At 56.4% G+C, this 22,765-nt stretch carries 27 protein-coding genes and 1 pseudogene; 16 read left to right on the forward strand and 12 right to left on the reverse strand.

Translation table 11 applies throughout. The features are described 5' to 3' along the window. Positions 1-27: 27 nt before the first annotated feature. A complete protein-coding gene (locus ACFO5Q_RS12575; RefSeq protein ID WP_068143148.1) occupies positions 28-1,593 on the forward strand; it encodes a PAS domain-containing sensor histidine kinase in 1,566 nt (521 codons plus the stop codon). A gap of 35 nt (positions 1,594-1,628) precedes the next feature. Here the strand turns inward: ACFO5Q_RS12575 and ACFO5Q_RS12580 are convergent, their stop codons facing one another. From ACFO5Q_RS12580 to ACFO5Q_RS12590, 3 genes are all read right to left on the reverse strand, one after another. Further along, positions 1,629-2,219: a GNAT family N-acetyltransferase gene (locus ACFO5Q_RS12580; protein WP_068143150.1), complete on the reverse strand. Its 591-nt coding sequence runs from the start codon at positions 2,217-2,219 to the stop codon at positions 1,629-1,631. Positions 2,220-2,297: 78 nt separating this feature from the next. Beyond that, a complete protein-coding gene (locus ACFO5Q_RS12585) occupies positions 2,298-2,537 on the reverse strand; it encodes a hypothetical protein (RefSeq protein ID WP_068143151.1) in 240 nt (79 codons plus the stop codon). 133 nt (positions 2,538-2,670) lie between these two features. Continuing rightward, positions 2,671-2,886, reverse strand: a complete 216-nt coding sequence (locus ACFO5Q_RS12590; RefSeq protein ID WP_068143154.1) for a DUF3126 family protein — start codon at positions 2,884-2,886, stop codon at positions 2,671-2,673. A gap of 177 nt (positions 2,887-3,063) precedes the next feature. On the opposite strand from ACFO5Q_RS12590, the gene ACFO5Q_RS12595 reads away from it, so the two are divergent. Beyond that, positions 3,064-3,456 carry a hypothetical protein gene (locus ACFO5Q_RS12595; RefSeq protein WP_068143156.1) on the forward strand — a complete coding sequence of 131 codons (393 nt, stop codon included), beginning with the start codon at positions 3,064-3,066 and terminating at the stop codon, positions 3,454-3,456. A 100-nt stretch (positions 3,457-3,556) separates the two neighbouring features. Beyond that, on the forward strand, positions 3,557-4,039 hold the full coding sequence (locus tag ACFO5Q_RS12600; protein ID WP_068143158.1) for an MmcB family DNA repair protein: 483 nt from the start codon (positions 3,557-3,559) through the stop codon (positions 4,037-4,039). A 3-nt stretch (positions 4,040-4,042) separates the two neighbouring features. Here ACFO5Q_RS12600 and ACFO5Q_RS12605 read toward each other — a convergent pair whose 3' ends face one another. Then, complete coding sequence (locus ACFO5Q_RS12605) at positions 4,043-6,115, reverse strand: HD-GYP domain-containing protein (RefSeq protein ID WP_068143160.1); 2,073 nt, start codon at positions 6,113-6,115, stop codon at positions 4,043-4,045. 213 nt (positions 6,116-6,328) lie between these two features. Between ACFO5Q_RS12605 and ACFO5Q_RS12610 the strand changes: the two genes are divergently transcribed. Together ACFO5Q_RS12610 and ACFO5Q_RS12615 are read left to right on the forward strand one after the other, a co-directional pair. Further along, complete coding sequence (locus tag ACFO5Q_RS12610; protein WP_068143161.1) at positions 6,329-7,018, forward strand: transglutaminase-like cysteine peptidase; 690 nt, start codon at positions 6,329-6,331, stop codon at positions 7,016-7,018. Between the two features lie 60 nt (positions 7,019-7,078). Further along, entirely contained in the window at positions 7,079-8,404 is a 1,326-nt protein-coding gene (locus ACFO5Q_RS12615; protein ID WP_156431834.1) for a hypothetical protein, read from the forward strand. A 42-nt stretch (positions 8,405-8,446) separates the two neighbouring features. On the opposite strand, the gene ACFO5Q_RS12620 is transcribed toward ACFO5Q_RS12615, so the two are convergent. The 4 genes from ACFO5Q_RS12620 to ACFO5Q_RS12635 form a co-directional block, all read right to left on the reverse strand. After that, positions 8,447-8,995 carry an ActR/PrrA/RegA family redox response regulator transcription factor gene (locus ACFO5Q_RS12620; protein ID WP_068143165.1) on the reverse strand — a complete coding sequence of 183 codons (549 nt, stop codon included), beginning with the start codon at positions 8,993-8,995 and terminating at the stop codon, positions 8,447-8,449. 4 nt (positions 8,996-8,999) lie between these two features. Further along, positions 9,000-10,358 carry an ActS/PrrB/RegB family redox-sensitive histidine kinase gene (locus tag ACFO5Q_RS12625; RefSeq protein WP_068143166.1) on the reverse strand — a complete coding sequence of 453 codons (1,359 nt, stop codon included), beginning with the start codon at positions 10,356-10,358 and terminating at the stop codon, positions 9,000-9,002. A gap of 20 nt (positions 10,359-10,378) precedes the next feature. Next, the gene (locus ACFO5Q_RS12630) at positions 10,379-11,110 is read right to left on the reverse strand and encodes a hypothetical protein (RefSeq protein ID WP_068143168.1); all 732 of its coding nucleotides are present in this window, start codon (positions 11,108-11,110) and stop codon (positions 10,379-10,381) included. 196 nt (positions 11,111-11,306) lie between these two features. After that, the gene (locus ACFO5Q_RS12635) at positions 11,307-11,876 is read right to left on the reverse strand and encodes an ankyrin repeat domain-containing protein (RefSeq protein ID WP_068143170.1); all 570 of its coding nucleotides are present in this window, start codon (positions 11,874-11,876) and stop codon (positions 11,307-11,309) included. A 150-nt stretch (positions 11,877-12,026) separates the two neighbouring features. Between ACFO5Q_RS12635 and ACFO5Q_RS12640 the strand changes: the two genes are divergently transcribed. From ACFO5Q_RS12640 to ACFO5Q_RS12655, 4 genes are read left to right on the forward strand one after another with little or no spacing between them, the layout of a single operon-like run. After that, the gene (locus ACFO5Q_RS12640) at positions 12,027-12,620 is read left to right on the forward strand and encodes an SCO family protein (protein WP_068143171.1); all 594 of its coding nucleotides are present in this window, start codon (positions 12,027-12,029) and stop codon (positions 12,618-12,620) included. Then, positions 12,620-13,048 (forward strand): YcgN family cysteine cluster protein, encoded by a 429-nt coding sequence (locus ACFO5Q_RS12645; RefSeq protein WP_068143173.1) that lies wholly within the window; start codon positions 12,620-12,622, stop codon positions 13,046-13,048. The genes ACFO5Q_RS12640 and ACFO5Q_RS12645 overlap by 1 nt, the downstream gene beginning before the upstream one ends. Positions 13,049-13,095: 47 nt before the next feature. After that, entirely contained in the window at positions 13,096-13,737 is a 642-nt protein-coding gene (locus ACFO5Q_RS12650) for a hypothetical protein (protein WP_068143175.1), read from the forward strand. Beyond that, complete coding sequence (locus ACFO5Q_RS12655; RefSeq protein ID WP_068143177.1) at positions 13,734-14,432, forward strand: M48 family metallopeptidase; 699 nt, start codon at positions 13,734-13,736, stop codon at positions 14,430-14,432. The genes ACFO5Q_RS12650 and ACFO5Q_RS12655 overlap by 4 nt, the downstream gene beginning before the upstream one ends. Before the next feature lie 5 nt (positions 14,433-14,437). Here ACFO5Q_RS12655 and ACFO5Q_RS12660 read toward each other — a convergent pair whose 3' ends face one another. Together ACFO5Q_RS12660 and ACFO5Q_RS12665 are read right to left on the reverse strand one after the other, a co-directional pair. Further along, entirely contained in the window at positions 14,438-14,842 is a 405-nt protein-coding gene (locus tag ACFO5Q_RS12660; RefSeq protein WP_068143180.1) for a group III truncated hemoglobin, read from the reverse strand. Positions 14,843-14,946: 104 nt separating this feature from the next. Continuing rightward, positions 14,947-16,935 carry a transglycosylase domain-containing protein gene (locus ACFO5Q_RS12665; RefSeq protein WP_197420907.1) on the reverse strand — a complete coding sequence of 663 codons (1,989 nt, stop codon included), beginning with the start codon at positions 16,933-16,935 and terminating at the stop codon, positions 14,947-14,949. A gap of 146 nt (positions 16,936-17,081) precedes the next feature. Here ACFO5Q_RS12665 and ACFO5Q_RS12670 point away from each other — a divergent pair, with 146 nt between their 5' ends. Together ACFO5Q_RS12670 and ACFO5Q_RS12675 are read left to right on the forward strand one after the other, a co-directional pair. After that, positions 17,082-17,651 carry a TetR/AcrR family transcriptional regulator gene (locus tag ACFO5Q_RS12670; RefSeq protein ID WP_082719627.1) on the forward strand — a complete coding sequence of 190 codons (570 nt, stop codon included), beginning with the start codon at positions 17,082-17,084 and terminating at the stop codon, positions 17,649-17,651. A 148-nt stretch (positions 17,652-17,799) separates the two neighbouring features. Next, positions 17,800-18,363 carry a NifU family protein gene (locus ACFO5Q_RS12675; RefSeq protein ID WP_068143186.1) on the forward strand — a complete coding sequence of 188 codons (564 nt, stop codon included), beginning with the start codon at positions 17,800-17,802 and terminating at the stop codon, positions 18,361-18,363. 8 nt (positions 18,364-18,371) lie between these two features. On the opposite strand, the gene ACFO5Q_RS12680 is transcribed toward ACFO5Q_RS12675, so the two are convergent. After that, positions 18,372-19,415, reverse strand: a complete 1,044-nt coding sequence (locus ACFO5Q_RS12680; RefSeq protein WP_068143188.1) for a polysaccharide deacetylase family protein — start codon at positions 19,413-19,415, stop codon at positions 18,372-18,374. A 160-nt stretch (positions 19,416-19,575) separates the two neighbouring features. Between ACFO5Q_RS12680 and ACFO5Q_RS12685 the strand changes: the two genes are divergently transcribed. The 3 genes from ACFO5Q_RS12685 to rimI are packed head-to-tail and all read left to right on the forward strand — an operon-like array spanning position 19,576 to position 21,332. Then, a complete protein-coding gene (locus tag ACFO5Q_RS12685) occupies positions 19,576-20,178 on the forward strand; it encodes a malonic semialdehyde reductase (RefSeq protein WP_068143190.1) in 603 nt (200 codons plus the stop codon). 12 nt (positions 20,179-20,190) lie between these two features. Next, the gene (gene tsaB, locus ACFO5Q_RS12690) at positions 20,191-20,856 is read left to right on the forward strand and encodes a tRNA (adenosine(37)-N6)-threonylcarbamoyltransferase complex dimerization subunit type 1 TsaB (protein WP_197420908.1); all 666 of its coding nucleotides are present in this window, start codon (positions 20,191-20,193) and stop codon (positions 20,854-20,856) included. Next, positions 20,853-21,332, forward strand: coding sequence for a ribosomal protein S18-alanine N-acetyltransferase (gene rimI / locus ACFO5Q_RS12695; protein ID WP_068143195.1), 480 nt, complete (start codon positions 20,853-20,855; stop codon positions 21,330-21,332). The genes tsaB and rimI overlap by 4 nt, the downstream gene beginning before the upstream one ends. A gap of 33 nt (positions 21,333-21,365) precedes the next feature. On the opposite strand, the gene ACFO5Q_RS12700 is transcribed toward rimI, so the two are convergent. Then, positions 21,366-21,665 (reverse strand): sulfurtransferase TusA family protein, encoded by a 300-nt coding sequence (locus ACFO5Q_RS12700; RefSeq protein WP_156431835.1) that lies wholly within the window; start codon positions 21,663-21,665, stop codon positions 21,366-21,368. A 108-nt stretch (positions 21,666-21,773) separates the two neighbouring features. Here ACFO5Q_RS12700 and ACFO5Q_RS12705 point away from each other — a divergent pair. Further along, positions 21,774-22,183: pseudogene (locus ACFO5Q_RS12705) on the forward strand (MucR family transcriptional regulator). Between the two features lie 152 nt (positions 22,184-22,335). After that, complete coding sequence (locus ACFO5Q_RS12710) at positions 22,336-22,758, forward strand: Fur family transcriptional regulator (RefSeq protein ID WP_068143199.1); 423 nt, start codon at positions 22,336-22,338, stop codon at positions 22,756-22,758. Positions 22,759-22,765 lie beyond the last annotated feature (7 nt).

The raw sequence follows: 22,765 nt of genomic DNA on the forward strand, positions 1-22,765 counted from the left end.
CACTGAGATGATAGGCACAAGGATTTTATGGTTAAAGATTTCGTATCTTTGATTTCAGACCTCGTTGGCATTGCAAACGATGCCGCTCTGTTGGTGGACGAAAACGGGGAAATCGTGTTTGCAAATGCGGGCGCAACACATTTGACGGGATATGAGATACAGGAACTGATTGGTGCAAGCTATGAGATGCTCGTGCCGAAAGAAAGCCTGCCCAGCCACAAGGGCCTGTTCAAAAACCATATGGAAAGCGGTCCTTCCAAACATCTGATGGGCGCTCGCCGCGGCATCGACCTGATCACCAAAGACGGCGAACGGCGCCAAGTTGGTATTTCGCTGGCTAAGCAGACCTCGCTGGGGCAAAAGTTTGTAGGGGTTGTGCTGACTGATTACACCGAGATGGAAATTGCGCTTTCCAAACTCCGGGCCAATGACCTTCTGTTGACTCAAACCATCACGCAGCTCAAACGCGCACAACGGCGCTTCACATTTGCTCAGGCACTGTCTGGTGTGGGCAGTTGGGACTGGGACATAGCGTCAGGCGAATTATTCTGGTCTGATGAGGTTTATACCATTTTTGGTCTAAAGCCGGGCGACATCCAGCCGACCTATGAGGCTTTTTTGGAATTCATTCACCCGGAAGACCGCGCGCAGGTGGAAACTGCTGTGCAAAACACCCTTGATGACCCAACCGAGCGTTATGACATCATCCACCGCATTTTTTTGCCCAGTGGTGAGGTGCGCATCGTCCGCGAAATGGGGCTGGTAGAAGTGGATGAAGGCAGCAAGCCAGTATTGATGGTCGGGTCGGTTCAGGACATTACCGAAGCTCAGCAGCTTAAGCAGAAAACCGAGAATGCGCTGATGCGCGAAATCGAGGCAAGCCGCACGAAAACAGAATTTCTGGCAAACCTGAGCCATGAGCTGCGGACACCGCTGAATGCCGTTATCGGTTTTTCAACTTTGTTGAAGGACACTCAATTGGACAATCTGGATGCCCAATCTGTCGCAGAATATGCAACTTATATCCATGAAGCAGGAACGCACCTGCACCATCTTGTGGATGATATTTTGGAAGTGTCGCGCATTGATCTTGGTATTGTCGAACTGAAGGAAGCAGACGTGGACCTGGGCAAGGTTGTCCAGACAGTTCAGGCTATCCTGAATTCACGCGCCCTCGAAAAAGGCATCGCAATCATTTACGATTTCGATCTGGACCTTCCCTTCCGACTTGACGGTGATGAACTGCGTATCAAACAGATGCTGTTGAACCTCATGGGCAACAGCGCCAAGTTTTGCCCGCATGGCAGTGTGATCACTGTTCGCGTTCGGTTGCGTGAAGATAACGGTATTCAGATCGAGGTGGCCGACAACGGCCCTGGTATGGAGCAGGAGCAGGTGGAAACTATCCTGGGGCGTTTCAATCGGGCGGAGTCTGCTCTTACAAGAACTTTTGAAGGGGGGCTGGGGCTAGGGCTGACCCTCACGAAGGCTTACCTCAGTCTCCATGATGCCACGATGGCCATTGAAACGGCTCCGGGCAAAGGTATGAAAGTGCAGCTTAATTTCCCGCCGGAGAGAACCATCAACCTCTAGCCCGCCCCGGTAACAAGCTGGAGAGGCCCGCCTGACTAACGGGCTTCGCGCCACATCAGCCACATGGGTGGACAGCCCGGTGCTGGTACAATTTCTTCCGTTACACGAAAACCGTGACGCTCATAAAAGGGGGTGTTGCGAGGTTTGGAATTCTCAAGGAATGCCGGCATGTGCGCGGCATCGACCTGCGCCAGCGCCTGTTTCATCAACCGGCTGCCCACCCCCTGTCCCTGGAGTTCTGGGTCTACCGCGATAGCGAACAAGTAAAAGTGCGGCTTCTTCGGGTGCTTGTCGGTGAGGACCCGATCAAGCGCCATACCCCGCTTCAGGGCAGTTGGGCCGCTGTATTTCAGAATTACTGTCGCCAGGGCCAGATTGCCCAGGAAGCCATAGCTCTTGTTGTCCTTGGGCGGCAGCCAGAGCGTTCCGGCCAGCCCATCGTTTGTGATGTGCCCGAATCCGCGTTTCAGATAACAATGTTTTGCCATGGCGGTGAAGGCGGGGCGCATCGCCGCTGCGCCGTTGAAGGCCCAAAGGTTTACGGGGTCGTCCGCGAAGGATTTGGCCACAACGGACCCGATCAGGTCATGTTCATTGCGGCCGAGGGGGCGACAAAGGTTGGACAAAGTGCCTTCTCCAAAAAATGAAACAGTTTCACTTTAATTGGAGCAAAAGAGGATCAAGGCAAGTCAATGCTCTGGCGCCTACTGGAACCGATCCTTGATGTCATCAGACCTGATATCTTCCATCATACGGCGTGTATTACGGTCCCGCACCACCATGATCGCCCACACAGCCAGGATAAGCCACATGATGAACCCGGCGCCAAAGATGGCCAGGATCCAGGCCAAAATCCAGATAACGGCACTCAGGATGGCCTGAAAGGGCTTGCCTGCCAGCAACAGGGCAAGCGGCGGAATAATCAAGGCGATCAGATACAGCATGAAGTCTCCCCTAGAACTGTTGGGCACAAGGTATGCCCGGCGGGCTTCCTGTGGCAAGCTGCAAAATTCAGACGCCACAAAAAAGCCGGCCATTTGGGGCCGGCTCAATCACGGTTCTCTTTGGGTGGATAACCTATAGCTTCGGCAGGTCTTCCTCAAGAACGCAGACATTCATCGAATAGGACACCTCGCCTTCATCGTCGTCTTTGTATATCACGCCGATGAATTCATCACCCAACATCATCTCTACCGAATCCCCAGCCTTGGGGCGGCGCACCAGCTTGATCATATTGTTATTGAATTTTCCCTGCAGGTAGGCCTGCAGCCGTGCGATCTCGTTCGGTGTCACCCTATTGCTCCTCGGTCCAGATTAGTCGTTGCCTTGGTTTATCGAAGGCTCCCCCTACATTGCAAGGAAAACCATGAATAAAAGCACTCTGGCACCAGTTGGGCGTTTTATCGCTTGTTAATGTTTGCTAGTTAGATAGCTTTATAGGGGTCGAAAACAAGTTAAGGGCGAATCCCAGTGACGGACGATCAGTTTTCATACGCAAACGACGAAGAGTTGGTAGGCCAGTTCCTGGAGTGGACCGGCAATGCCGTGGTGGAAATGCGTGAGATCGTCGATGGTCTGCCCGAGCATGAAAGCCGCGAAAGTGATGCCTCTAGCCGTTTGTATGACCTGTCGCACAACATCAAAGGCATGGGCAGCAGTTTCGATTACCAGTTAATGACGGCCATCGGTACGTCCCTGTGTGTCTATATCAAAAAGCTTGAAGGCGAACTGAGCCGCCGCGTTGTCGATGCTCATGTGCGTGCGTTTGAGGTGATTCTCGCCAACAAGATCAAGGGTGATGGCGGGGAAAAAGGCGCCGCGCTGGAAAGCCGCCTTTCGGCCATTATCGCTGAAGAATCCTAAGGCTGATTCCACATTTGTTCACTTTTTGTTCTTTATGGTTGCGTGTGCCCGCAGGTTCCGCCATCCTTAGGCTTTCATGCTGTCAGCCTGGAGGATTGTGATGGAGGATATCGCGACCACACCCTGTTCTACTGACGCCGTGCGCCCTGTTGTGACCGATTCGGTTACCCGGGGTGTCTTGCGGTTTTTCATGGACCTCGGCTTCGCACCGATGACAGAAATACCGCTCACCAATGGTCGCCGCGTTGATGTGCTGGCACTTGACCGGCGTGGCAAGGCAGTGATCGTTGAGGTGAAATCGTCTGTTGCCGATTACCGTGCTGACAGGAAATGGACAGAGTATCTCGACTATTGCGAGGAGTTTTATTTCGCGGTGGACGCATCATTTCCCCGCGAGCTGTTTGACGAATCAGATAGCTTGCCCGAGACAGTCGGTGTGATTGTGGCTGATTCTTATGGCGCGGATATCCTACGACCTGCCGCAGTGCGACCGGTGAACGCTGCCCGCCGCAAAACACTGACGCTCAGGATGGCGCGGGCCGGGGCCCAGCGCCTGTCTTCACAGATGATTGGTCGGCCCTGAACCCTATTTGGCGTCAGTTTCCAGAACGGTGGTGTAGCTTTCCCAGCGCTCGCGCCCGCCTTTGTTTTCAAGCACATTCTGAAGGGCAGCGACCGTACGCCGTTCATAGCGTGTCCCAGCATCCCCGTTCAGGATGTCGAGCGCTTTGTCGAAGCCGAGGCCTGTGCGGTGTGCCCGGGCGGAAACCATGCCGACAAAGGCGTTGGCGACGCTGAGGACGCGGGCACCGGGCTCGATCGCATCGCCTGCCTTGCCTTCCGGTTCGCCACTGCCGTCCCAATGCTCGCGCATCTGGCCAAGGATCGCTGCGACAGGACCCTTGAAATCAAGGCCTGCCACCAGCGTGGCGCCTTTCTGCATACTGTCGCGCACCAGCGCCAGTTCTTCTTCGGTAAGCGGCGTTTGCTTGGTCAGAATCGCAGTGGGCACGAAAATCTTGCCAAGGTTCACCAGCTGTCCGGCAATGCGCACGCTTTCAAGCGCGTCATTATCCCAACCCATTTCCCGGGCAACCGTATGGGCCACGTCAGCGACCCGGTCAGAATGGTGTTTGCTCCATGGGTCGCGGGCATCAATGATCTGCGTCAGGGTGCTGACAAGCTGTTTGAAGAGCGTTTCTGACTGTTCCTTTGCGGCCACAAGGTCTGAGATGTCTTGCATCACCAGAAGCGCTGCAGCTTCCTTGTCGCCTTCCGCTTTCAGGGGCAGAAGCTGTGTCTGGAAAATCTGCTCCGCACCATCCTTTTGAATGCGCAGATGCTGGCTTGTAGCCTCACCTGCCACGGCCTTATCAAGTGCTGCGCGAAGCTTGTCGGCAATCTCGCTTGGGAAGGCTGTATCAAGCCGGCGGTTGTTCAGCTCCGCAACCGGCAGACCCGTGACATTGCCAAGATGCTTGTTGGCAAACTGCACCGTCATATCGTCGCCCAGAGCGGCAATGGCAGTGGGTTGATTGTCGCTGACCGACTGAAGGAAACGGCTAAGGGCCTCATTTTTGGCCGATAAAGCAGCTTGTTCCCGCCAGGCGGTTTCAAGGCGCCGCGACACGCCGTGCCGCCAGACCATCACGAGAGCCGCCAGAACAAAGAGCGCGGCGAGTGACAGTGTAATCATCAGGCTGTTACGGCGTTCAATGATTTCCGCCATGGCCTCGTCTGCATTGATGGTGCGCACCAGAACCCACGGCACAGGTGCAGAAAGTTCACGTCCTGTAACTAGTACTTCAGTATCGGCATAATTGGTGAGTGAGGCGAAGCCACGGGGTTGGCGGGCAGCAAAGGCCGCAGCCATGTCCACCCGCGGGTCACCGATTCGGCCCCCCTTTGCAAGAGGTGTCAATGGCACGATGATGTCACCGTCCTGGGGCATCACCAGGTAGGTTTCGCCCGTCTTGCTGGCAGCACCTGGCTGTTCCAGCGTCTTGAGGAAATCTTCATTCAGCGGGCGCGCGCCGACCACCCAGATGTCCTGCGCGGTTGCGGCTGTCATGCCTTCGCCGGTGATTCGGGCGCCAAAAAGCACAAGCGGGGTTTTGTCTTCCAGCCGAGGTCCCAGGGCGATAAAGGAGCCGCGCGCATCCGCTGGCCATTCGCCGGGGCGGAGTGCCGGCATGCCGGTGGTGGCAACAAGCGGCGTGCCGTCGCCTTTGATGATGGCCAGGCCCGCACGCTGCGGTCGTTTGACGTTGGCTGCAACCTGGTCAATGGCGCGCTGCTCATGGAAGCCTTCGCGTTCAGCCGCAGCGGAAAGAAGGGCAAACACATAACCGCGCTGGCCTTCGGCGAAGCCACTGTCGCCGCTTGTGGACTGGTTGGCATAAAGCTGGACAGTGGCGTCGGCGGCCAGTTCTTCAACGCTTGCGATATGACGGTTCAGCCATTTGGCCACTTCGAGAGCCCGGCTGTCAGCCACCAGATTCAGCCGGTCGTGCCAGCGTGTCAGGTTCTGTTCAGCCTGCGACTGCGCGAACTGGAAGATCAAAAAGAAGCCCACGGCCGCAACGGCCAAAATGCCGGTACCGGCCGCCAGAATGGATTTGCCTGATTCTGATCTATCTGACTCTTTGGCGCGCGCCATATGGTCCCCCTGCGGTTCAGGCCGCGAAAGCGCGGCCTCAGGTTTTGCCCGAAAAGTCGGGTTCGTTAAAATTATGGTGAGACATTGCCATTAGGCTTGGCGTCCCTTACCCCGGACACTATGTTGAAGCAGAATGCGTCCGATCTCAAATGGTTTTGCGGCGCACAGCATGCGGGGTATGTGTGCATCCTATGAAGGCATGAAAAAGGTTATATGACTGTATTTGCAAGGATATTGGCAATTTTGGCTCTTTTGGTCGGGTTCAGCCTGCCTACTTTTGGGGCACCAAAAAAAATTGTCATGAGCGGTTTGTTCGGCAGTCGCGAAATCCATTCCACTAACATGAAGTCCTTTGACAAATGGACCGAGATGTGGCGGCGTCACAATCTCCCTCATGCGACTGCGGAAACCCCGTCCGCCCAACCGGAAGGGGCACCCTGCCGGGGGCTGGCCCGTATTCAGTGTGGTCGTGACGCTTGGGAAAAGTTCATTGCCGATCATGCAAATTCCAGCGGATTTGATCTTTTAGAAGCTGTTAACGAATATATGAATAAATCCCCTTACATCGTCGATCCGGTGAATTGGGGGATTCCGGATTATTGGGCCACGCCCGATGAATTTTTCCTCAAGGACGGTGATTGCGAAGACTATGCAATCAGCAAATACATTACGCTCAAGCGCCTTGGCGTTCCGATAGAGGCGATGCGGCTGGTGATTTTGCAGGATGAAAATTTGCGTACGGCTCATGCGGTTCTGGCCGTCGAGAGCGAGGGGGAAAGTTATATTCTTGATAACCAGATTGATGCGGTTATGCCGCACGGCCAGATTCTGCACTACCGGCCGGTATATTCGATCAACGAAAACGGCTGGTGGTTGCATCAGGTGAAGCGGTTTTCACGCTAAATTAATGTTTTTTCTGTTCAATTGCGTCAGACAGCGGCGCATTTTCTAGGTTGCAACAAGGTGAGCAAAAACAAAACACTCGAACGGATGGTAGACTATGTCCGTGGCCTTCGGCGGCACGCTGAAGGGCGGCGGGCTGTGCATGTCAAAATGTCTGCACTCGAACGCGAGTTCCGGCAGGAACACTACCGTCTGTTTGCCGCCTCTGCCCTCAGGGGGCTTGTTACCAAGTTTGGCGCGACCATCTTTTCGCTGCCGAATGCCGATATCGTTCTTGTTGTCAAAGAGGCTTCTGTCGATGATATCGACCCGCCTCTGAACAATATCCGCCGCAAGCTCAAGAAATCAGCCGTCGTGGCGCGCCTCGACCCTGTGCAAGGCGCCAGCGATGATTTTGTAACCTGGTTCGACCTGGAAAAGGACTATGAAGGCTTCAAGACTTATGTCGAGCGCCTGTCTACCGCGCTGGAGGCCGGAGCTGCCTTCCGCGACGATCTTGAAGAAGCCATCAAGGCCCCGCCAGGCAAGAAACTTGAAATAAAAAAGCCTCAGTCTTCCGAAGGCCCGCCGATGAAGCCGCCCGCCCGCTATGTGCGGATGATGCCCATTGACGCGCCGGCCCACACATTCGAAGACCGCGAGCTGGACCCGGAATTGCTGTTGGCTATCACGAAGGCGCTGCAGGGTGCCGATGTCGCTGGGCAGCTCAGGAAACAGCATGTCATGGCCATCATCGGTGAGGGCGAGATGATGCCCGTTCTGGTGCATAAATGGATCCCGCGGCATCTTTTGTATGAAGTCCTGCTAAAGGGGCGTGTGCTAGGTTCGAACCGCTGGCTGGATGGCTATCTAGAGGATTATATCGCCAAGCGCGTGCTGGCTTCGACACCGTCGATGGCCAATGAAGACTCTTTGGCTTCCAGTATCCGCGTGACCTCAGCGGCTGTCTTGTCTGATTCGTTTGACCTGTTCGACAGTTCTATCGGTGGGGCGCCGAGGTCCAAGGTAGTGCTGGAGTTCGGCGCAGTGGATATCATCGCCAACCCGGTTGTCTATAGTGCCGCAAGCGAAAAGGTGCTTGGGCTTGGCTACAGGATCTCCATCGCAGACCTGCACCCGCTTTCGTTCCTGGCTATCGAGTATGACAAGCTGAATGGCACGTTCGTGAAGCTGGTGAAGCCCGAAGGCCCGGTGGGTAAATGGCTGACGGAAGAGACCGAAACCGCCATTCACCGCAAGGTGGACCGCGTGGGCCAGGCACGGGTTATCCTGGATGCCTGCCACGAACCGGCGGACATTGATCTTGGGCACCTGATGGGTATCACGCTGTTCCAGGGACAGGCGGTTGCACCGCTGGTGGAGCTTCAACCAGACGAGCTTGCCTAAGCCTCAGTATAATCGGAATTCGTTGTGGAACTGCCCGGCCACCTATTGTGGTGACCGTTTAGCAAGGATGCGCTGCAGCGTACGCCGGTGCATGTTCAGCCGACGTGCCGTCTCAGATACATTGCGGTCGCACAGTTCATAGACCCGCTGGATATGCTCCCATTTCACCCGATCGGCTGACATGGGGTTTTCCGGTGGTGGTGGCGTCTGCCCTTCCGGTGTCAGCAGGGTGCCTGCAATCTGGTCCGGATCTGCGGGTTTGGACAGATAGTCAACAGCGCCTGCCTTCACTGCAGCAACCGCGCTCGCGATATTGCCGTAGCCAGTCAGAATCACAACCCGCATGTCAGGATTGATCTGGCGAAGCGTTGGCACCAGGTCCAGGCCGTTGCCATCTTCCAGGCGCATGTCGATAACGGCATACTCAGGCTTGTGCTGAGCCGCCAGTTGGGCGCCTTCCTCGATACCTTCCGCCGCGAAAACATTAAAGCCCCGGCGTTCCATCGAAAGGGTCAGTCGGCCCCGAAAGGCCTTGTCGTCTTCCACTACAAGCAGGCGCATTTCGCCTTCATCGGTTGGTTCATCCGCCATTCTTTTATTCCTGTTCCGGGGTCGTCGGTTGACCCGCTTGTACCCCATGGGGCGTTGCTTCTTCAAGTGCGCTCCGGGGCCATTCGATAAGAATTTGCGCGCCGCCCATCGCGGCATTCTCGAAAGTGACCTTGGCGCCAGTGCGCTCCAGCAGCGTCTTTGCGATGAACAGTCCAAGCCCCAGACCGCCATCCTTGCCGGGTGTAGGTTGGCGTGTCGTGACATAGGGTTCGCCAAGGCGCTTGATGATTTGCGGGTCGAAACCCGGTCCGTCATCCGAGATTGAAACCGATACGATCTTTTCGTCCCAGCCCGCACTGATCTGCACTGCAGTGCGTGCAAAGCCGCTGGCATTTTCAATGATATTCCTCAGCGCATGGATCAACTCAGGTGTGCGCATGACCTTGAGCGGGCTGTCGCCCCCGGTGGCATACCGAATGATGACACCGCGGCTTTCGTGGGGGGCTGCAGCTTCGCGCAGCATGGCTTCAAGGTCCACTGTTACGAAATGCTGGTCATCCCCCGCCTGCCGGTGTTTCCGGAGTTCTGAAAGAATATCCCTGCATCGTTTCGTTTCCGAAACGATAAGTTCCAGGTCTACACGGGTTTGTTCGTCACCATCCCAATGATCAAGGAGCTCTTTGGATGCCAGCATGATGGTCCCAAGAGGAGTGCCTAGTTCATGCGCTGCGGCGGCAGCAAGCGTGCCAAGGGCAGCCAGGCGCTGTTCGCGCTCCAGTGCAATCTGCGTCACGGCAAGCGCGCGCGCGCGGCTTCGGCCCTCGCGTCCCACCCGTGCCATATAGAGCGCAAGGAAAACAAGCGTGAAACACAGGCTGACCCAAACCCCGGCCTCAAGCGTGATGGGCAACTCCGGCGGCGGCCCGGACCAGGGCAGGGGGAAGGGCGTCAGCGCCAGCGCAGATACAAGAATGAGCGACAGTGCGATCAGGAATTTGGTGCTGTGTTGCCCCAGGATGGAGGCCGATACGCTCGTTGGAGCAAGCAGAAGGACAGCAAATGGATTGTTCAGCCCGCCGGTTGCGAACACAAGTGCGAACAGGTGAATCAGATCAAACGCCAGGTGAGCGGCAGCCTGGTTATCGCCCAGGCGCCTGTTAGGATCACCCTTGAGGGTGAACCACAGATTGAGCGCCGCCGACGTCAGCACGATCGGTATAGTAATCTCCGGGCGGACATCGAAATTCAGGCCCCAACCGACGACTGCCAGCGCAAGCAATTGCCCTGCCACGGCCATCCAACGAATGAGCACAAGCGTGCCCAACCGAACGCCGCCGTCTTGGCCCAGGTCCGGGTTAACCTGCAGCAGGTCGCTGTCGTTTGTATAAAGCTGGTTCGGCATCAGGCCTGCGTCCTTTGCATCTAGGGGGTGGCGAGCGTAAACGCCAGCAGCATTAACACCGCCAGAAGACCAAGGAGTGTTGCGACCACAAGCACGAGCCCCGCTTTCCGGAGGTCGGCCCCTGTTTGTTTGGCGCGTCCATCTTTAGGGCCGATCCACGGCTGGCGCTTTCCGGGGGCAAAGCGGAACGATAAGTTTAGTCCATGCGCCAGCGCGGACAAGGGCATCAGGCGGGATGGCAGCGCGCCTTTCCGCCCCCTTAGCGGCGCGAGGAACGCGACAAGGTGAGTACCCGGGATAAAGATATGGGCTGCCGCGATTGCCAGCGTCGCAAGGATGCTTCCCGGCAGGGCTGCCAGCTCCCCGATCAACCAGAAGGGCCGCAGGAATGGGCTGTCGGGGCGCGCAACATTGAGGCCGATCTTCTGGTCAATGGCAGCACGCAGGAACCGGTAGGGCAACAAAAGCGAAAACCCGCCAACGGCAAATAGGACCAGATTGCAGGCAACCCCATCGGTAAAGCCGAAGGTGGCGCGCATGACGTTGTCACGTGTCAGGTCATATTGCTTCGGGCCGGCGATTTTGCTGTCCCTTATGATATCGGCCCATAGCCGGTGTTGCCTCAGGAACAGCGACAAGGCAAAGGCGAAGGCCACGAAGCTTATGGGGCTGGCAAACAGGAGCGGATCCAGCAACCGGCCCAGCCAGAAAAGGGCAGGCAGGAAAAGCGCCAGCACAATAATACCGCGCACCAGTCGCTCGCCATTCGAACGGGTTGAACGGTCCAGCCTTTGGGTCAGGAATGAGGTCAGTCTGGAGAAGAAATCATCAGGGCCAGGAAGCCACCCAAGAAGGCGGCGGGAGCCGAAAGCAAGGTCCAGAACAAGGGCCAGGCCGAACAGTGTAACCAGGTTCGGCCAGGGATTCCCTGTTATGGCAGCAAGGCCGTTAATATGACGCCCCCGCTTCTTCCAGCATACGCACCACGTTGCGGTTGCGGCTCAGCTTGGCATATTCAAGCGCGGTCTTGCCGGTGAAATCCTGCACATTCGGGTCGGCACCCGCTTCAAGAAGAACCCGGACAACACGCGATTTGCGTGCGCGGACAGCCTTGATGAGAGCCGTTTCCTGGCCAATGTCAGCCCGATTCGGATCTGCCTCATAGCTGAGGAGGAGCTTCACGCCGGTCACATCGCCCGCTATTGCGCGGCGCATCAGGGCGGTTTCGCCCCGATCCGGGTCGCTGATATCCGGATTGGCTTCATAGTCCAGAAGGAGTTTAACCAGCGCCAGGTTGGATTTGTCCACAGCGATCAGAAGTGCCGGTACCCTGTCAGACCGGCGGCGCGTGTCTGGCGACACGCCTTGCGCCAGAAGGTTGGTCACTTCCTGGATGTCTTGTTCGTCTACCGCCTTCAAGAGATCATACTGGGGCGAGGCCGAAACCTGCAAGGATGCACCAGCGACCAGGAACAGGAAGGAGGCGATTAGGGACAAAGTGCGTTTAAGCGCTAACATGAAATCTCCGTATCAAAATTGTGTCATAAGGCCCCAGGCATGCCGTTGGGCCGTGACATGTGCGGCACATATTTCTATAAGACTTGCGCGATCACAACCCCCAAGCGGTCAAATCGGGCCCACGGGGCGATCAATTTATGGAGATGTGGCATGAAAGTGATACGGATTGTTGCCTGGGTAGCCGTTGTGGCCGTGGGCATATTTGTCCTGTTTAACCGTTACCAGAGCATGCAGGAAACCAGTACAGGGCCCGGCGGCCCGTTCGTGCTGACTGCTCACACGGGCCAAACCGTCTCCAACAATGATTTCAAGGGCCGCTATATGCTGATCTATTTCGGCTACAGCTTCTGCCCAGATGTCTGCCCCATCGAGCTTGGAAAAATGTCAGCGGCGATGACCATGCTGGAAAATGAAGGCTATGACATCAGCCCTCTGCAGCCCATCTTCATCACCGTAGACCCGGAGCGGGATACGGTTGAGGAATTGGCAAGCTATGTCACCGATTTTCACCCAAGCCTTATTGCGCTGACCGGTAGCCCGGAAGAAATTGATGCCGTCGCGAAGGCCTACCGGGTATATTATAAGAAGCGTGAACAGGAAGGCCTGGATGGCTACCTGATGGATCATCAGTCGGTAATTTTCGTGATGGACCCTGAAGGCAAGTATGTCCGCCTGTTCTCAAGCCGCAATACGCCCGCCGATATTGCGGACGCCATGAAACCGGTTCTGGAGAAAGCCAGTTAATGCCCTTCTGGAAAGAAAAGTCGCTGGAGGATATGACCCGCGAGGAATGGGAAAGCCTGTGCGACGGCTGCGGTAAATGCTGCCTGCACAAACTGGAAGACGAAGACACGGGCGAAATCCATTTCACCGAAGTGGCGTGTCGTTTCCTTGACCCGGATACCACCAAGTGCGGAAAATATCTGGTGCGCCAGCGATATGTGGGCAATTGCGTGGTCATGAGCCCTGATCTCCTTCAAACGCTGCCTTGGATGCCCTCCACCTGTGCTTATCGCCTCCTTTATGAGGGCAAGGACCTATTCGACTGGCACCCTTTGGTTTCGGGCGACCCGGAAAGCGTTCACAAGGCCGAGCAGTCGGTGAAAGGCCGCACGGTGGACGAGCGGGAAGCAGGCGACTACGAAGACCATCTGGTAGACTGGCCCGCCTGATCTTCGTATAATCACAGCCAGTGGGATTATGGGGAACTAACTGGGCCATGAGCATTGTTTTTGGGGCATTCTTCACTGTTGGGGTACCTGTTGCCGTCACAGCTTATCTGTTGATCGGCTGGCTGATCCATAATGGCAGACTGCAGAGCTTTTCCAGCCGGAAGGAGCTCGATGAGCATATCAAAGGCATCAAGCAGCAGAAAAAAGAGCGCAAAAAAGAACAGAAGAAAAAGAAGGAAGCCAGAGAGAAAGAATCCGATCTGGCTTTCAGGAAGTGGCTGCAGTTTGGGGGCGGCTTCTATGGCACCGCGGCTCTCTATACCTTCGTTATCAATGAAATTGGCGATATCTTTCGCTTTCTATTCAAGGTCCTGAATATCGCGGATTGGCAGATAGACTGGTCCCTGGGCGGCATCATTAATTTTCTGGTCACAGCTTTCGTTGAGTTCCTGCTTAACAGCCTGCAGAATTTCCTGGCTGCGATCCTGTGGTTTATGGAGTGGGGTGAAGGTGACGGTGGCCTGCGCATCCTCATGAATTTTGCGATGGCCTATGTGGGCTACGGTATCGGCTCCAGGCTGGCAAGCGAACATGCGACCACGGACAATGGTCACCGCCATCTGTGGCGATGGATCGAAAGCAAAAGGAACCGCGGAGAGCAGCAAGAAATCATTGAGGAGGAGACGTGAGCGATCCGCTTCATGTCCTGCTTGGTGAGGAGGAAGTGCCTGTCACAGTGCGCCGGAACGCCCAGGCACAGCGTATGGTGCTGCGTGTCTGCCCCACAAGCGGGGACGTAAAGCTGACACTGCCCAAGCGCTCCAGCCTGAGACAGGCAAGGAAGTTCCTGAACCAGCACCTGGACTGGATCGGTGATCAGCGCGAGCAGGCGGAGAGTGTTCCGCCGCTTGGCCACGGCGACAGCATTCTCTTTCTGGGTATCCCGCATGAAATAGAGTTTACCGACAGATCACCGAGGAAGGTGGTCGCCGAAGGCGGCAAGCTAAGTGTGGGTGGGCCCAAGGATCTGGCGGCAGGCAGGCTCAACAAGTGGTTCAGGGCAGAAGCCAAGGCCAGTCTTACTGAGGCATCTGAAGCCTATGCTGAGCTGCTGGGCGTGCGCTTCAACCGGGTGAGCATCGGGGACATGAAAAGCCGCTGGGGCAGTTGTTCCTCGCGCGGGACGCTGCGCTATAACTGGCGGCTGATGCTGGCGCCTGAAGCGGTGATGAAATATGTCGCCGCGCATGAAGTTGCCCATCTTCTGGAGATGAACCACTCCGATAGATTCTGGGGGCATGTGGCGCGGTGCGAACCAGACTTCCAGCTGCACCGCCGCTGGCTCAAGCGCCATGGCAGCGACTTGTTTGCCGTGAAGCTTTGAGGAGTTTATTCGGCGGCGCTCAGGCGAAAAAACAGGCCCTTGCGTAGGCTGTCGGCAATCCGCCGGGCTTTTTCCCGCGCGATCGCAGCAAGCTCAGGTGGCAGTGTATCTTTCACCGATGCATCGAAATAGGTCAGCCAGATATCGAAGTGCTCAGCCTTCATGCGGTGCTGTCCTTCCTTGACCACCTTGTGGTGGGCACCGAACGGATTGCCTTTGTAGGCTGGAATCCCGCCCAGCACCGTCATCCAGAAATCGGTCAACTTCTCGAAATGCTCGTCCCATATGCCTTCAAGCCGCTCGTTGAAGATCGGGCCCAATGTGTTGTCGGCGCGTACACGGCCATAAAAATCCACCACAAAGGTGCGGATCATCGGACGGTTAACAATGGGTTCCAGGGGCAGTGGCACGGGATTTCCCTCTCTGATATCCCTTTTCCCTAAATGGGATCAGCTAGGGGAACAAGGCGTAATTTGGTCGCACCCCCCCCTTTGCCCAATCAGGATGACAGCAGCTATGAACCGCCAAAGAGGCGCTTGAAGAAGCTCTTTTTCTTTTTGGGTTTGTCAGTCTGTGTTTCGGAAGGTTGGCGGGAAGCAGGATCAGACGCCGAATCCGCATACAGGCCCGCGTCTGCAAGAAGCGGCCTGACAGGTGCCCCCGCGTGGGCTTCCAGCATAAAATCAGACCAGATACGGGCGGGCAGGCCACCACCGGTGACCCCTTTCATCGGGGTACCATCATCGTTGCCGACCCAGACAGTGGCTGTCATATCGCTGGTGAAGCCGGCAAACACGGCATCGCGGCTGTCCTGGCTGGTGCCGGACTTGCCGGCGGCGTCGCGGTCAACCTTCGCGTTCTTGCCAGACCCCCAGTCCACCACGGATTTCAGCATGCTGGCCATATCCTCAACGACAGGAAAGGCCAGAACCGGGCGCGGACGCTCCGGCAGCTTGCGGTAGATGACTTCGCCTTCAAGGGTGGTCATTTCAAGAATTGCGTAGGGTTCAACGGAAAACCCGCCGTTGGCGATAGAGGCATAGGCGCCGGTCAGGTCGATCAGCTTCACTTCCTCGGTGCCCAGCGGCAGGCTTGGAAGCGGTGTCACGTTGGTGGAAATCCCCAGCCGCTTGGCCATGGCGGCCACCCGGTCGCGGCCCGCACGTTCGGCCACCTGCACAGCTACAGTGTTGATGGACCGGGCAAAGGCTTCGCGCACCGTCATGTCGCCACCGAATTCGCCGCTATAGTTTTTAGGTGACCAGCCATCAATACTGATGGGGGCATCCTTGAAATGATCCTCCGGCTTGATGCCTGCTTCAAACGCCGCCAGATAGGAAAACAACTTGAAGGCGGATCCTGGCTGCCTGAGCGCCTGAACCGCGCGGTTATATTGGCTTTCACCATAGTCGGCACCACCCACCATGGCCCGAACGGCACCGTCGTGTTCCAGCGCAACAATAGCACCCTGGCTAGCGCCGCGTTTTTCGCCTTCGCCGGAAAGCCCGCGCTCAAGCGCCATGGCTGCCGCGCGCTGCACGCCCGGGTCCAGCGTAGTGTATATCACCAGCGATCGGCCTTGCGCTTCCGGCAGGACACGTGTGGCCTCGCTTGTGACCCAGTCGGTAAAATAGCGTACGTCGTTGCCCGCGGCGGACCCGCGAACCGTTGGTGGCTGGTTTTTGATTTTGTCAGCGGCGGCTTCGGTCAGCGCTCCGGAATCGACCATGGCCCCCAGAACCACCTTGGCCCGGTCCCAGGCACCCTTTGGATTGATGTGCGGCGCCAGGCGTGATGGTGCCTTCACGAGGCCTGCCAGCATTGCCGATTCCGCAATCGACAGGTTTCTGGCCGAATGGCCGAAAAATTTGCGGGAGGCAGCATCGACGCCGTATGCACCCCCACCGAAATAGACCCGGTTCAGATAGAGCGTCAGGATCTGTTCCTTGGTGAACTTCTGTTCCAGCCAAAAGGCGAGAAGCAACTCACGCGCCTTGCGGGTCATGGTGCGGTCGCTTGAAAGAAACAGGTTCTTCGCAAGCTGCTGGGTGATGGTGCTGCCACCGGCCCGGATGCGGCCACGCTTCACATTGGTAACCACTGCACGCGCGAGACCGCGGCCGTCAACGCCGCTGTGCTCAAAGAAGTGCCGGTCTTCAACGGAAGTAAAAGCGCGCACGAGAGCGTCCGGCACTTCCTCATACCTGATCCAGTCACCGTAGATGGGACCGTTTCGTACTAGTGTTGCACCGTTGGCGGCTTTGATGATGATGGCCTGATCGCCAGCACCCGGAGCTGGCAGGTTGTCCAGGTCCGGCAGGTCGTGCGCCAGATAAGCCATCGTGATGATGCCAAGAATGATGCCCCAAACACCAGCCACGGCGCCGCCATACAGAATCCGGCGCACCAGCGGACGTTTGGCCCTATTGGCCTCAGTTGCGGTCGCTTGGGCGCTCTGTCGGCCTTTGGTTTTCTTCGGGCTTTTCGGTTTCTGGTTACTCACGGACATGTCCTGCTTGTTTGGCCGCTTTGTAGCATGGCAGGCAAATGAGGCAAAGTTGCGAAGCATTTGCCATTGATATTTGCATGGTTCGGCGGCATTGTTAATTTACCGAACGATTGGTTGGTAACTAGCGCAAGGCCTAAGGCATGACCCGTCCACCGAAATTCAGCAAGGCAGCCATGGCAGAATTCCTAGAGCAAGTCTTTAAGGAAAATGGCTATGAGGGCGCGAGCCTCAAGCTGCTGGCAGCCACGACCGGTCTGTCGAAAGCAAGCCTTTATCATCATTTCCCGAAAGGGAAATCCGAGATGGCGGCATATGTGCTGGCCTATTCCGGCGCGCGGTTGTCGAAGTTGGTACTGGCGCCTTTGCGCAGCGCAAACAAGGAAGGGCTTTTGGCGTCGCTACGCGGGGCTGTGACCTACTATGGCGGCGATGTGCCAATTTGTCTGATGAACAGCCTGCTTCTTGGGGAAGGGCGGGAGCTGTTCGGCTCCCAGATTCGCACTGCCGTCGATGCCTGGCAGGCTGGGCTTTCAGCCTGCCTTGTGGGTGAGGGTACTGAAAAAGGTGAAGCTGATGCCTGGGCGTCGGATGCCATTGGCCGCATTCAGGGTGCCTTGGTGCTGTGCCGCGTGGAAGGGACGCGCGTGCCCCTCGATAATTGCCTCGAAGCGCTGTCCAGCGATGTAGAAAGCTGGCTTGCCGAAGGGTAGAAGCTACCTGTAACTATGCCATTGACCTTGGCGCGACAGGCAATAAGGTGCCGCGGCAGTGTGCCGTATTCCATGATTTTGACGTCTTTGGGCTTGACCTTTTGCTAGCAACACGCCACATCAGGGTCAAATCAGGAAGGATTTAGTCATGTTTATCGAAACCGAAGTCACCCCAAACCCGGAAACGCTCAAGTTCCTGCCGGGCCGGACGATCCTGGAAACCGGCACTGCCAGCTTCAATGACCCTGAGGGCGCCGATGCCTCTCCGCTCGCTGAAGCCATGTTCGGGCTCGACGGTGTGACAGGTGTGTTCCTTGGCTATGACTTTGTCACGATCACTAAATCCGAGGCGGCCGACTGGTCTGATGTGAAGCCGCAAGTTCTTGCAGGCCTGATGCAGTTTTTTGCCTCCGGCGCGCCGATCCTTAACCACGAGGGCGCGGCTGATACCTCCACGGCTGTCGACGAAGACGAAGCCGACGCTGAGATCATCGAGCAGATCAAGACGCTACTCGACGAAAAAATCCGCCCGGCTGTGGCGGGTGACGGCGGCGATATTATCTACCGCGGCTTCAAGGAAGGCGTTGTGTATCTGACGATGCAGGGCGCTTGTGCGGGCTGTCCAAGCTCCACAATCACGCTGAAGCATGGCATCGAGAATCTTCTGAAATATTATGTGCCTGAAGTGGTGGACGTCCGCGCGGTCGACTAATCCGTCGATTAATCCAGGGGGCCACCGGGCACCAGGAAAAACTTCCCATGCCAGTACCAGCGCCCGCCGCCGGCGGGCAGCGTACAATTGATACGATTCCGCCCTTTGGGAAACGCCTTGTCAAAGCGGACCTCAACGCGGTTTCCGAGGCGGATCAGCTCCGCCGGTTCGCCCAAATGGCTTGGATAGCAGGCAAGCGCTGAAAGCCCCCTGACATTATCATCCACCGTGAAGCCATAGACAGGCGGGTTGCGCTCTTCTGTGAGCAGCGTGGCTGTTGGCACTACATCTGATACCGGTAGGGCCATCGCCTGGCTGATCAGCTTGAAGCGCTGCATTTCCCCATAGCGTTCGTTCACTGGAAAACGCGGCAGGGCGAAAGGGTCGCTCCAGGTGGCTGCCGGGCTTGAAAATTGCGCAAATGCAGCATCAAAGCCCTCGGCCTCGACGGCTTGTTTGATGGCGTCGTCATACTCGCCATAAGGATAGGCGAATAAGGCGGGTACTTTGCCCAATTCTGTTTTGAACCGGTCGCTGGCACGACGCACATCTGCCATCGAGGTCTCAAGTCCCGCGTGCGGCATGTGCAGATGGCTGGCGCTATGGTGGCCGATCTCGACGCCCTCTTCGCGCAGTTGCCGCACGTCATCCCAGGTCATGTAGTTGCTGCTGACCTGATTGCTGGCGCTGTCCACCGGGTCAGTGGAGACAAACAGCGTCATTGGAATGCCGGCTGCTTTCAGCCGTGGCCAACCATGTGTAATCACCGACTTGTAGGCATCATCAACCGCGACGGTGATGGTTTTTTCCGGCAGCTGTTCCTTGGCTTTCAATTTCGCCGCGATATCGCCAAGTGCCATGAAATGATAGCCGCCATCCTTCAGCTGTTTGATCTGGGCTTCCAGTTGCTCGATGCGAATGTTGGTTGTGGGGTAGCTGTCTTCACCAAAGCGGTGGTACAGCAAAATAACAGCAGATTGGTCCGCAATGGCGGCGCCAAAACTGACAGCTGCCATGACAAGCGAAAAAACTATACGTGCGGCCCTTGTCATCAATGACCCCCTTAATTTAGCGTTCCGGGATCGATTCTGTTGCCGATCACCAATACGCAGTCTTGCCTTGTTTCATGCAAACTGGCAAGAGGGGCGATAAAGTTTCATATGAAACCGAATTGGCAACCGTTTGAAGAGTATAATAGGAAAGGGAATCAAGATGGCCGTTACCCCGTCCAATAAACTGGATGATGCAGCGCTTGATCAGCTGTTTCGAGAAGCACGCACCATTAATGTCTGGACCGACCGCGACGTCAGTGATGACCAGGTCAGGGCGCTTTTTGACCTGTTGAAAATGGCCCCGACCAGTGCCAACTGCTGCCCTGCCCGTTTTGTATTTGTGAAAAGTAAGGAAGCCAAGGAACGCCTGGTCCCGCATCTGATGGACGGCAACAAGGAAAAGGTGATGCAGGCGCCGGTGACGGCGATTATCGCCACCGACACTGCTTTCGCCGATCAACTGCCGAAGCTTTTCCCGCACGAGCCAGACGCCAAGAACTGGTTCGCCGATCCGGCCGTCAGCGAGGAAACAGCTTTCCGGAACGGTACGCTGCAGGGTGCGTATCTGATCATGGCGGCCCGAAGCCTTGGGCTGGATTGCGGCCCGATGTCCGGTTTCGACAAGGAAGGTGTGGACAAGGAGTTTTTCTCTGGTACCACCTTTAAGTCCAACTTCTTGTGCTCTATCGGCTATGGTTCTGACGAGCGTATTTTCCCGCGCAGCCCACGCTTCGACTTCGACGAGGCAGCGCAAATTCTTTAAGGACGAAGCCTGGTGACCGATCCGATCCTGCTGGCCATTGATACTTGTGAAGGGACTTGTTCCGCAGCCCTGGTGCGCGGTGAGGAGCCTCTCGGCAGTCGTATGGAGCGTATCGGTCGGGGGCATGCCGAACGCCTGTTGCCCATGATTTCTGAATTGATGGCAGAAGCGGGTCTAGGGTACGCGGACCTGACGCGCATCGCGGTATGCACGGGCCCCGGCACCTTCACGGGTCTCAGGATCGGCCTTTCTGTGGCACGTGGGCTGGCGCTCAGCAAAGGTTTGCCGTGCGTCGGGCTGATGAGCCTGCCAGTTTTGGCCGCGCAGGCCGGAGCGGATCCAGACACGGCTGTTCATGCCATTGTAATGGGCCGTGGCGGCCAGGGGTTTTACCAGGCATTTGAGGGCGTCAGCCCGGATGGCCTGCCCAGGCCCGTCTGTGATGCCGCTTGCCTGGACGGCGACGTGATCGCGGCCAAAGTTGCGGCGCAGCCGGGCATCGTTGTCGGTAGCGGCGCGCCCCTTGTGGATATGTCGAGCGACCAGGATGCGGTGAACCCGGTGGTTCTGGCACGGCTGGCGCGCGAGCTGAACCCGGCCGATCACGCCCCAGAGCCAGCCTATCTCAGGGAAGCCGACGCCAAGAAGGGCAAGGCCCTTTTGCCGGTTGAGGCATGACAGAGCTGAGTATATCGCCCTTCCCGAAGGGCTGGGACGCGGGATACGGCATTCTGGCCGACTTGCATGATGCGGCATTTTCCCCTCAGGGCGATCGGCCCTGGTCTGCGGGCGAATTTCGCCACCTGGTAGAGTCTCCCGGTATAGAAGTGTTTTTCGCACACGAGGATGACCGTCCGCTTGGCTTCATGATGGTCCGAACCATCTGTGATGAAGCCGAACTGATTTCCATTGGTGTCGATCCTGTGTGCCGCAAACAGGGCGTGGGTGGGCGATTGCTTGATGCGGCGATACAGGCGCTGGCGTCAGCAAAAGTCAGAAGCTTTTTCCTGGAAGTGCGCGAAGACAATGCTGCGGCCATCAGGCTTTATGAAAGCAGGCGCTTCAGACGATCCGGGCGCCGCCCGGAATATTATCAAACTCAAAGTGGTAGTAGGGTGGATGCGCTTTGCTTGACTTTGATTATAGATATCTAGGGCAAATCAAACCAAATAAAGATATTACACTGTTTATCTCTTTACTTCGATTTCCAGGATGGTTAATTGTACGTCATCGCTTGGGGGAGGGATGTCGGTAACAGCGTCATCATCTGTCAGGAAAGATGCCTCAATGGTCTTTTCAGACAGGATGGTGTGCCCCAAAGAGCAGATGGAACGGATCAGAGGTTCGTTTCCTGGGGACTGTTCGAAAACAACGGTTGTTGTTCCTCCGGGTGAAACTTGGTCCAGGTGGAGTTTTGTTTTGACAAAAGCCATGGGGCATGTGGCGCCGCGCAAATCTAGAAAGTCTGTCAGGTTGTGGCGTTGCATATGGGTGGCCCTTTGATTGCACGGGATGCTTATCTCATCTGCGGTCAGCTTTTGTAAAGCCAAACAGAGAATTGGCTCCAGACCATCTGGCGAGCTGGAATGAGGGTTATGGAACAAAAAGAAGTATTGAAGGAAGAATTGTTGGGGCTGACGGCCGAGATCGTCTCGTCGCATGTCGCTAACAATTCCGTGGCAGTAGCTGAGCTGCCGCAACTCATTGAACAGGTTTTCAAGACGCTCCAACAATTGGGAGCAGGCACCACAGGACAGGAAGCCAGGCCTGACCCGGCTGTGCCGATCAAGAAGTCGATTACGCCTAACTATATGATTTGTCTTGAGGACGGTAAGAAGCTCAAGATGCTCAAACGGCACCTGAAACTCAATATGATATGTCGCCCGAAGATTATCGGGAACGTTGGGGTCTTCCTGCCGATTATCCGATGGTTGCGCCAAATTACGCCAAGCAACGGCGTGAGCTGGCGAAAAAAATCGGGCTGGGGCGCAGCCGAAAAAAATAGCCTGTTTCAGGGCTTTTATTCCTGTCGGGTCAATCTCCGCGACAGAAGCGTACAAAAGGCGGCATGCATGGGTTGCGTGCACGCCCCTGCTGTGCCATCTTCCGGACATATTCCAGCAATAATTCAGAAGCTATCAGGAGTGTCTTGAGGTCATGACTACGGATCATCCAAACATTGAGGACCTGTGCCTGCAGAAAGGCATGCGGATGACGGATCAGCGACGCGTGATCGCCCAGGTTCTTACCGAAGCCGATGACCACCCGGACGTTGAAGAGGTGTATCGCCGTTCGACTGCGATTGATGAGGGCATCAGCATCGCGACCGTATACCGTACGGTGCGCCTTTTTGAAGAGGCAGGCATCCTGGAGCGTCATGATTTTCGCGACGGCCGTTCACGGTATGAGCCGGTATCAGACGAACATCATGATCATTTGATCAACGTGGAAACGGGCGAAGTGCTCGAGTTTCACAATGATGAAATAGAAAAGTTGCAGGAAGAGATAGCGCGCAAGATGGGCTACCGTCTGGTTGACCACAGAATGGAGCTCTACGGCGTGCCTATCAAGGACAAGTAAGAGCCGC

Source organism: Kordiimonas lipolytica (genome assembly GCF_042651265.1).
In the GTDB taxonomy this organism is placed as follows: domain Bacteria; phylum Pseudomonadota; class Alphaproteobacteria; order Sphingomonadales; family Kordiimonadaceae; genus Kordiimonas; species Kordiimonas lipolytica.

What these genes read in the sequence shown, in the direction of transcription:
- ACFO5Q_RS12575 (WP_068143148.1), top strand. Translation starts at nt 28, where the DNA reads ATGGTTAAAGATTTCGTATCTTTGATTTCAGACCTCGTTGGCATTGCA.
- ACFO5Q_RS12585 (WP_068143151.1), bottom strand. Translation starts at nt 2,537, where the DNA reads ATGCTGTATCTGATCGCCTTGATTATTCCGCCGCTTGCCCTGTTGCTG.
- ACFO5Q_RS12600 (WP_068143158.1), top strand. Translation starts at nt 3,557, where the DNA reads ATGGAGGATATCGCGACCACACCCTGTTCTACTGACGCCGTGCGCCCT.
- ACFO5Q_RS12605 (WP_068143160.1), bottom strand. Translation starts at nt 6,115, where the DNA reads ATGGCGCGCGCCAAAGAGTCAGATAGATCAGAATCAGGCAAATCCATT.
- ACFO5Q_RS12610 (WP_068143161.1), top strand. Translation starts at nt 6,329, where the DNA reads ATGACTGTATTTGCAAGGATATTGGCAATTTTGGCTCTTTTGGTCGGG.
- ACFO5Q_RS12620 (WP_068143165.1), bottom strand. Translation starts at nt 8,995, where the DNA reads ATGGCGGATGAACCAACCGATGAAGGCGAAATGCGCCTGCTTGTAGTG.
- ACFO5Q_RS12625 (WP_068143166.1), bottom strand. Translation starts at nt 10,358, where the DNA reads ATGCCGAACCAGCTTTATACAAACGACAGCGACCTGCTGCAGGTTAAC.
- ACFO5Q_RS12635 (WP_068143170.1), bottom strand. Translation starts at nt 11,876, where the DNA reads ATGTTAGCGCTTAAACGCACTTTGTCCCTAATCGCCTCCTTCCTGTTC.
- ACFO5Q_RS12640 (WP_068143171.1), top strand. Translation starts at nt 12,027, where the DNA reads ATGAAAGTGATACGGATTGTTGCCTGGGTAGCCGTTGTGGCCGTGGGC.
- ACFO5Q_RS12645 (WP_068143173.1), top strand. Translation starts at nt 12,620, where the DNA reads ATGCCCTTCTGGAAAGAAAAGTCGCTGGAGGATATGACCCGCGAGGAA.
- ACFO5Q_RS12650 (WP_068143175.1), top strand. Translation starts at nt 13,096, where the DNA reads ATGAGCATTGTTTTTGGGGCATTCTTCACTGTTGGGGTACCTGTTGCC.
- ACFO5Q_RS12670 (WP_082719627.1), top strand. Translation starts at nt 17,082, where the DNA reads ATGACCCGTCCACCGAAATTCAGCAAGGCAGCCATGGCAGAATTCCTA.
- ACFO5Q_RS12675 (WP_068143186.1), top strand. Translation starts at nt 17,800, where the DNA reads ATGTTTATCGAAACCGAAGTCACCCCAAACCCGGAAACGCTCAAGTTC.
- ACFO5Q_RS12680 (WP_068143188.1), bottom strand. Translation starts at nt 19,415, where the DNA reads ATGACAAGGGCCGCACGTATAGTTTTTTCGCTTGTCATGGCAGCTGTC.
- ACFO5Q_RS12685 (WP_068143190.1), top strand. Translation starts at nt 19,576, where the DNA reads ATGGCCGTTACCCCGTCCAATAAACTGGATGATGCAGCGCTTGATCAG.
- rimI (WP_068143195.1), top strand. Translation starts at nt 20,853, where the DNA reads ATGACAGAGCTGAGTATATCGCCCTTCCCGAAGGGCTGGGACGCGGGA.
- ACFO5Q_RS12700 (WP_156431835.1), bottom strand. Translation starts at nt 21,665, where the DNA reads ATGCAACGCCACAACCTGACAGACTTTCTAGATTTGCGCGGCGCCACA.
- ACFO5Q_RS12710 (WP_068143199.1), top strand. Translation starts at nt 22,336, where the DNA reads ATGACTACGGATCATCCAAACATTGAGGACCTGTGCCTGCAGAAAGGC.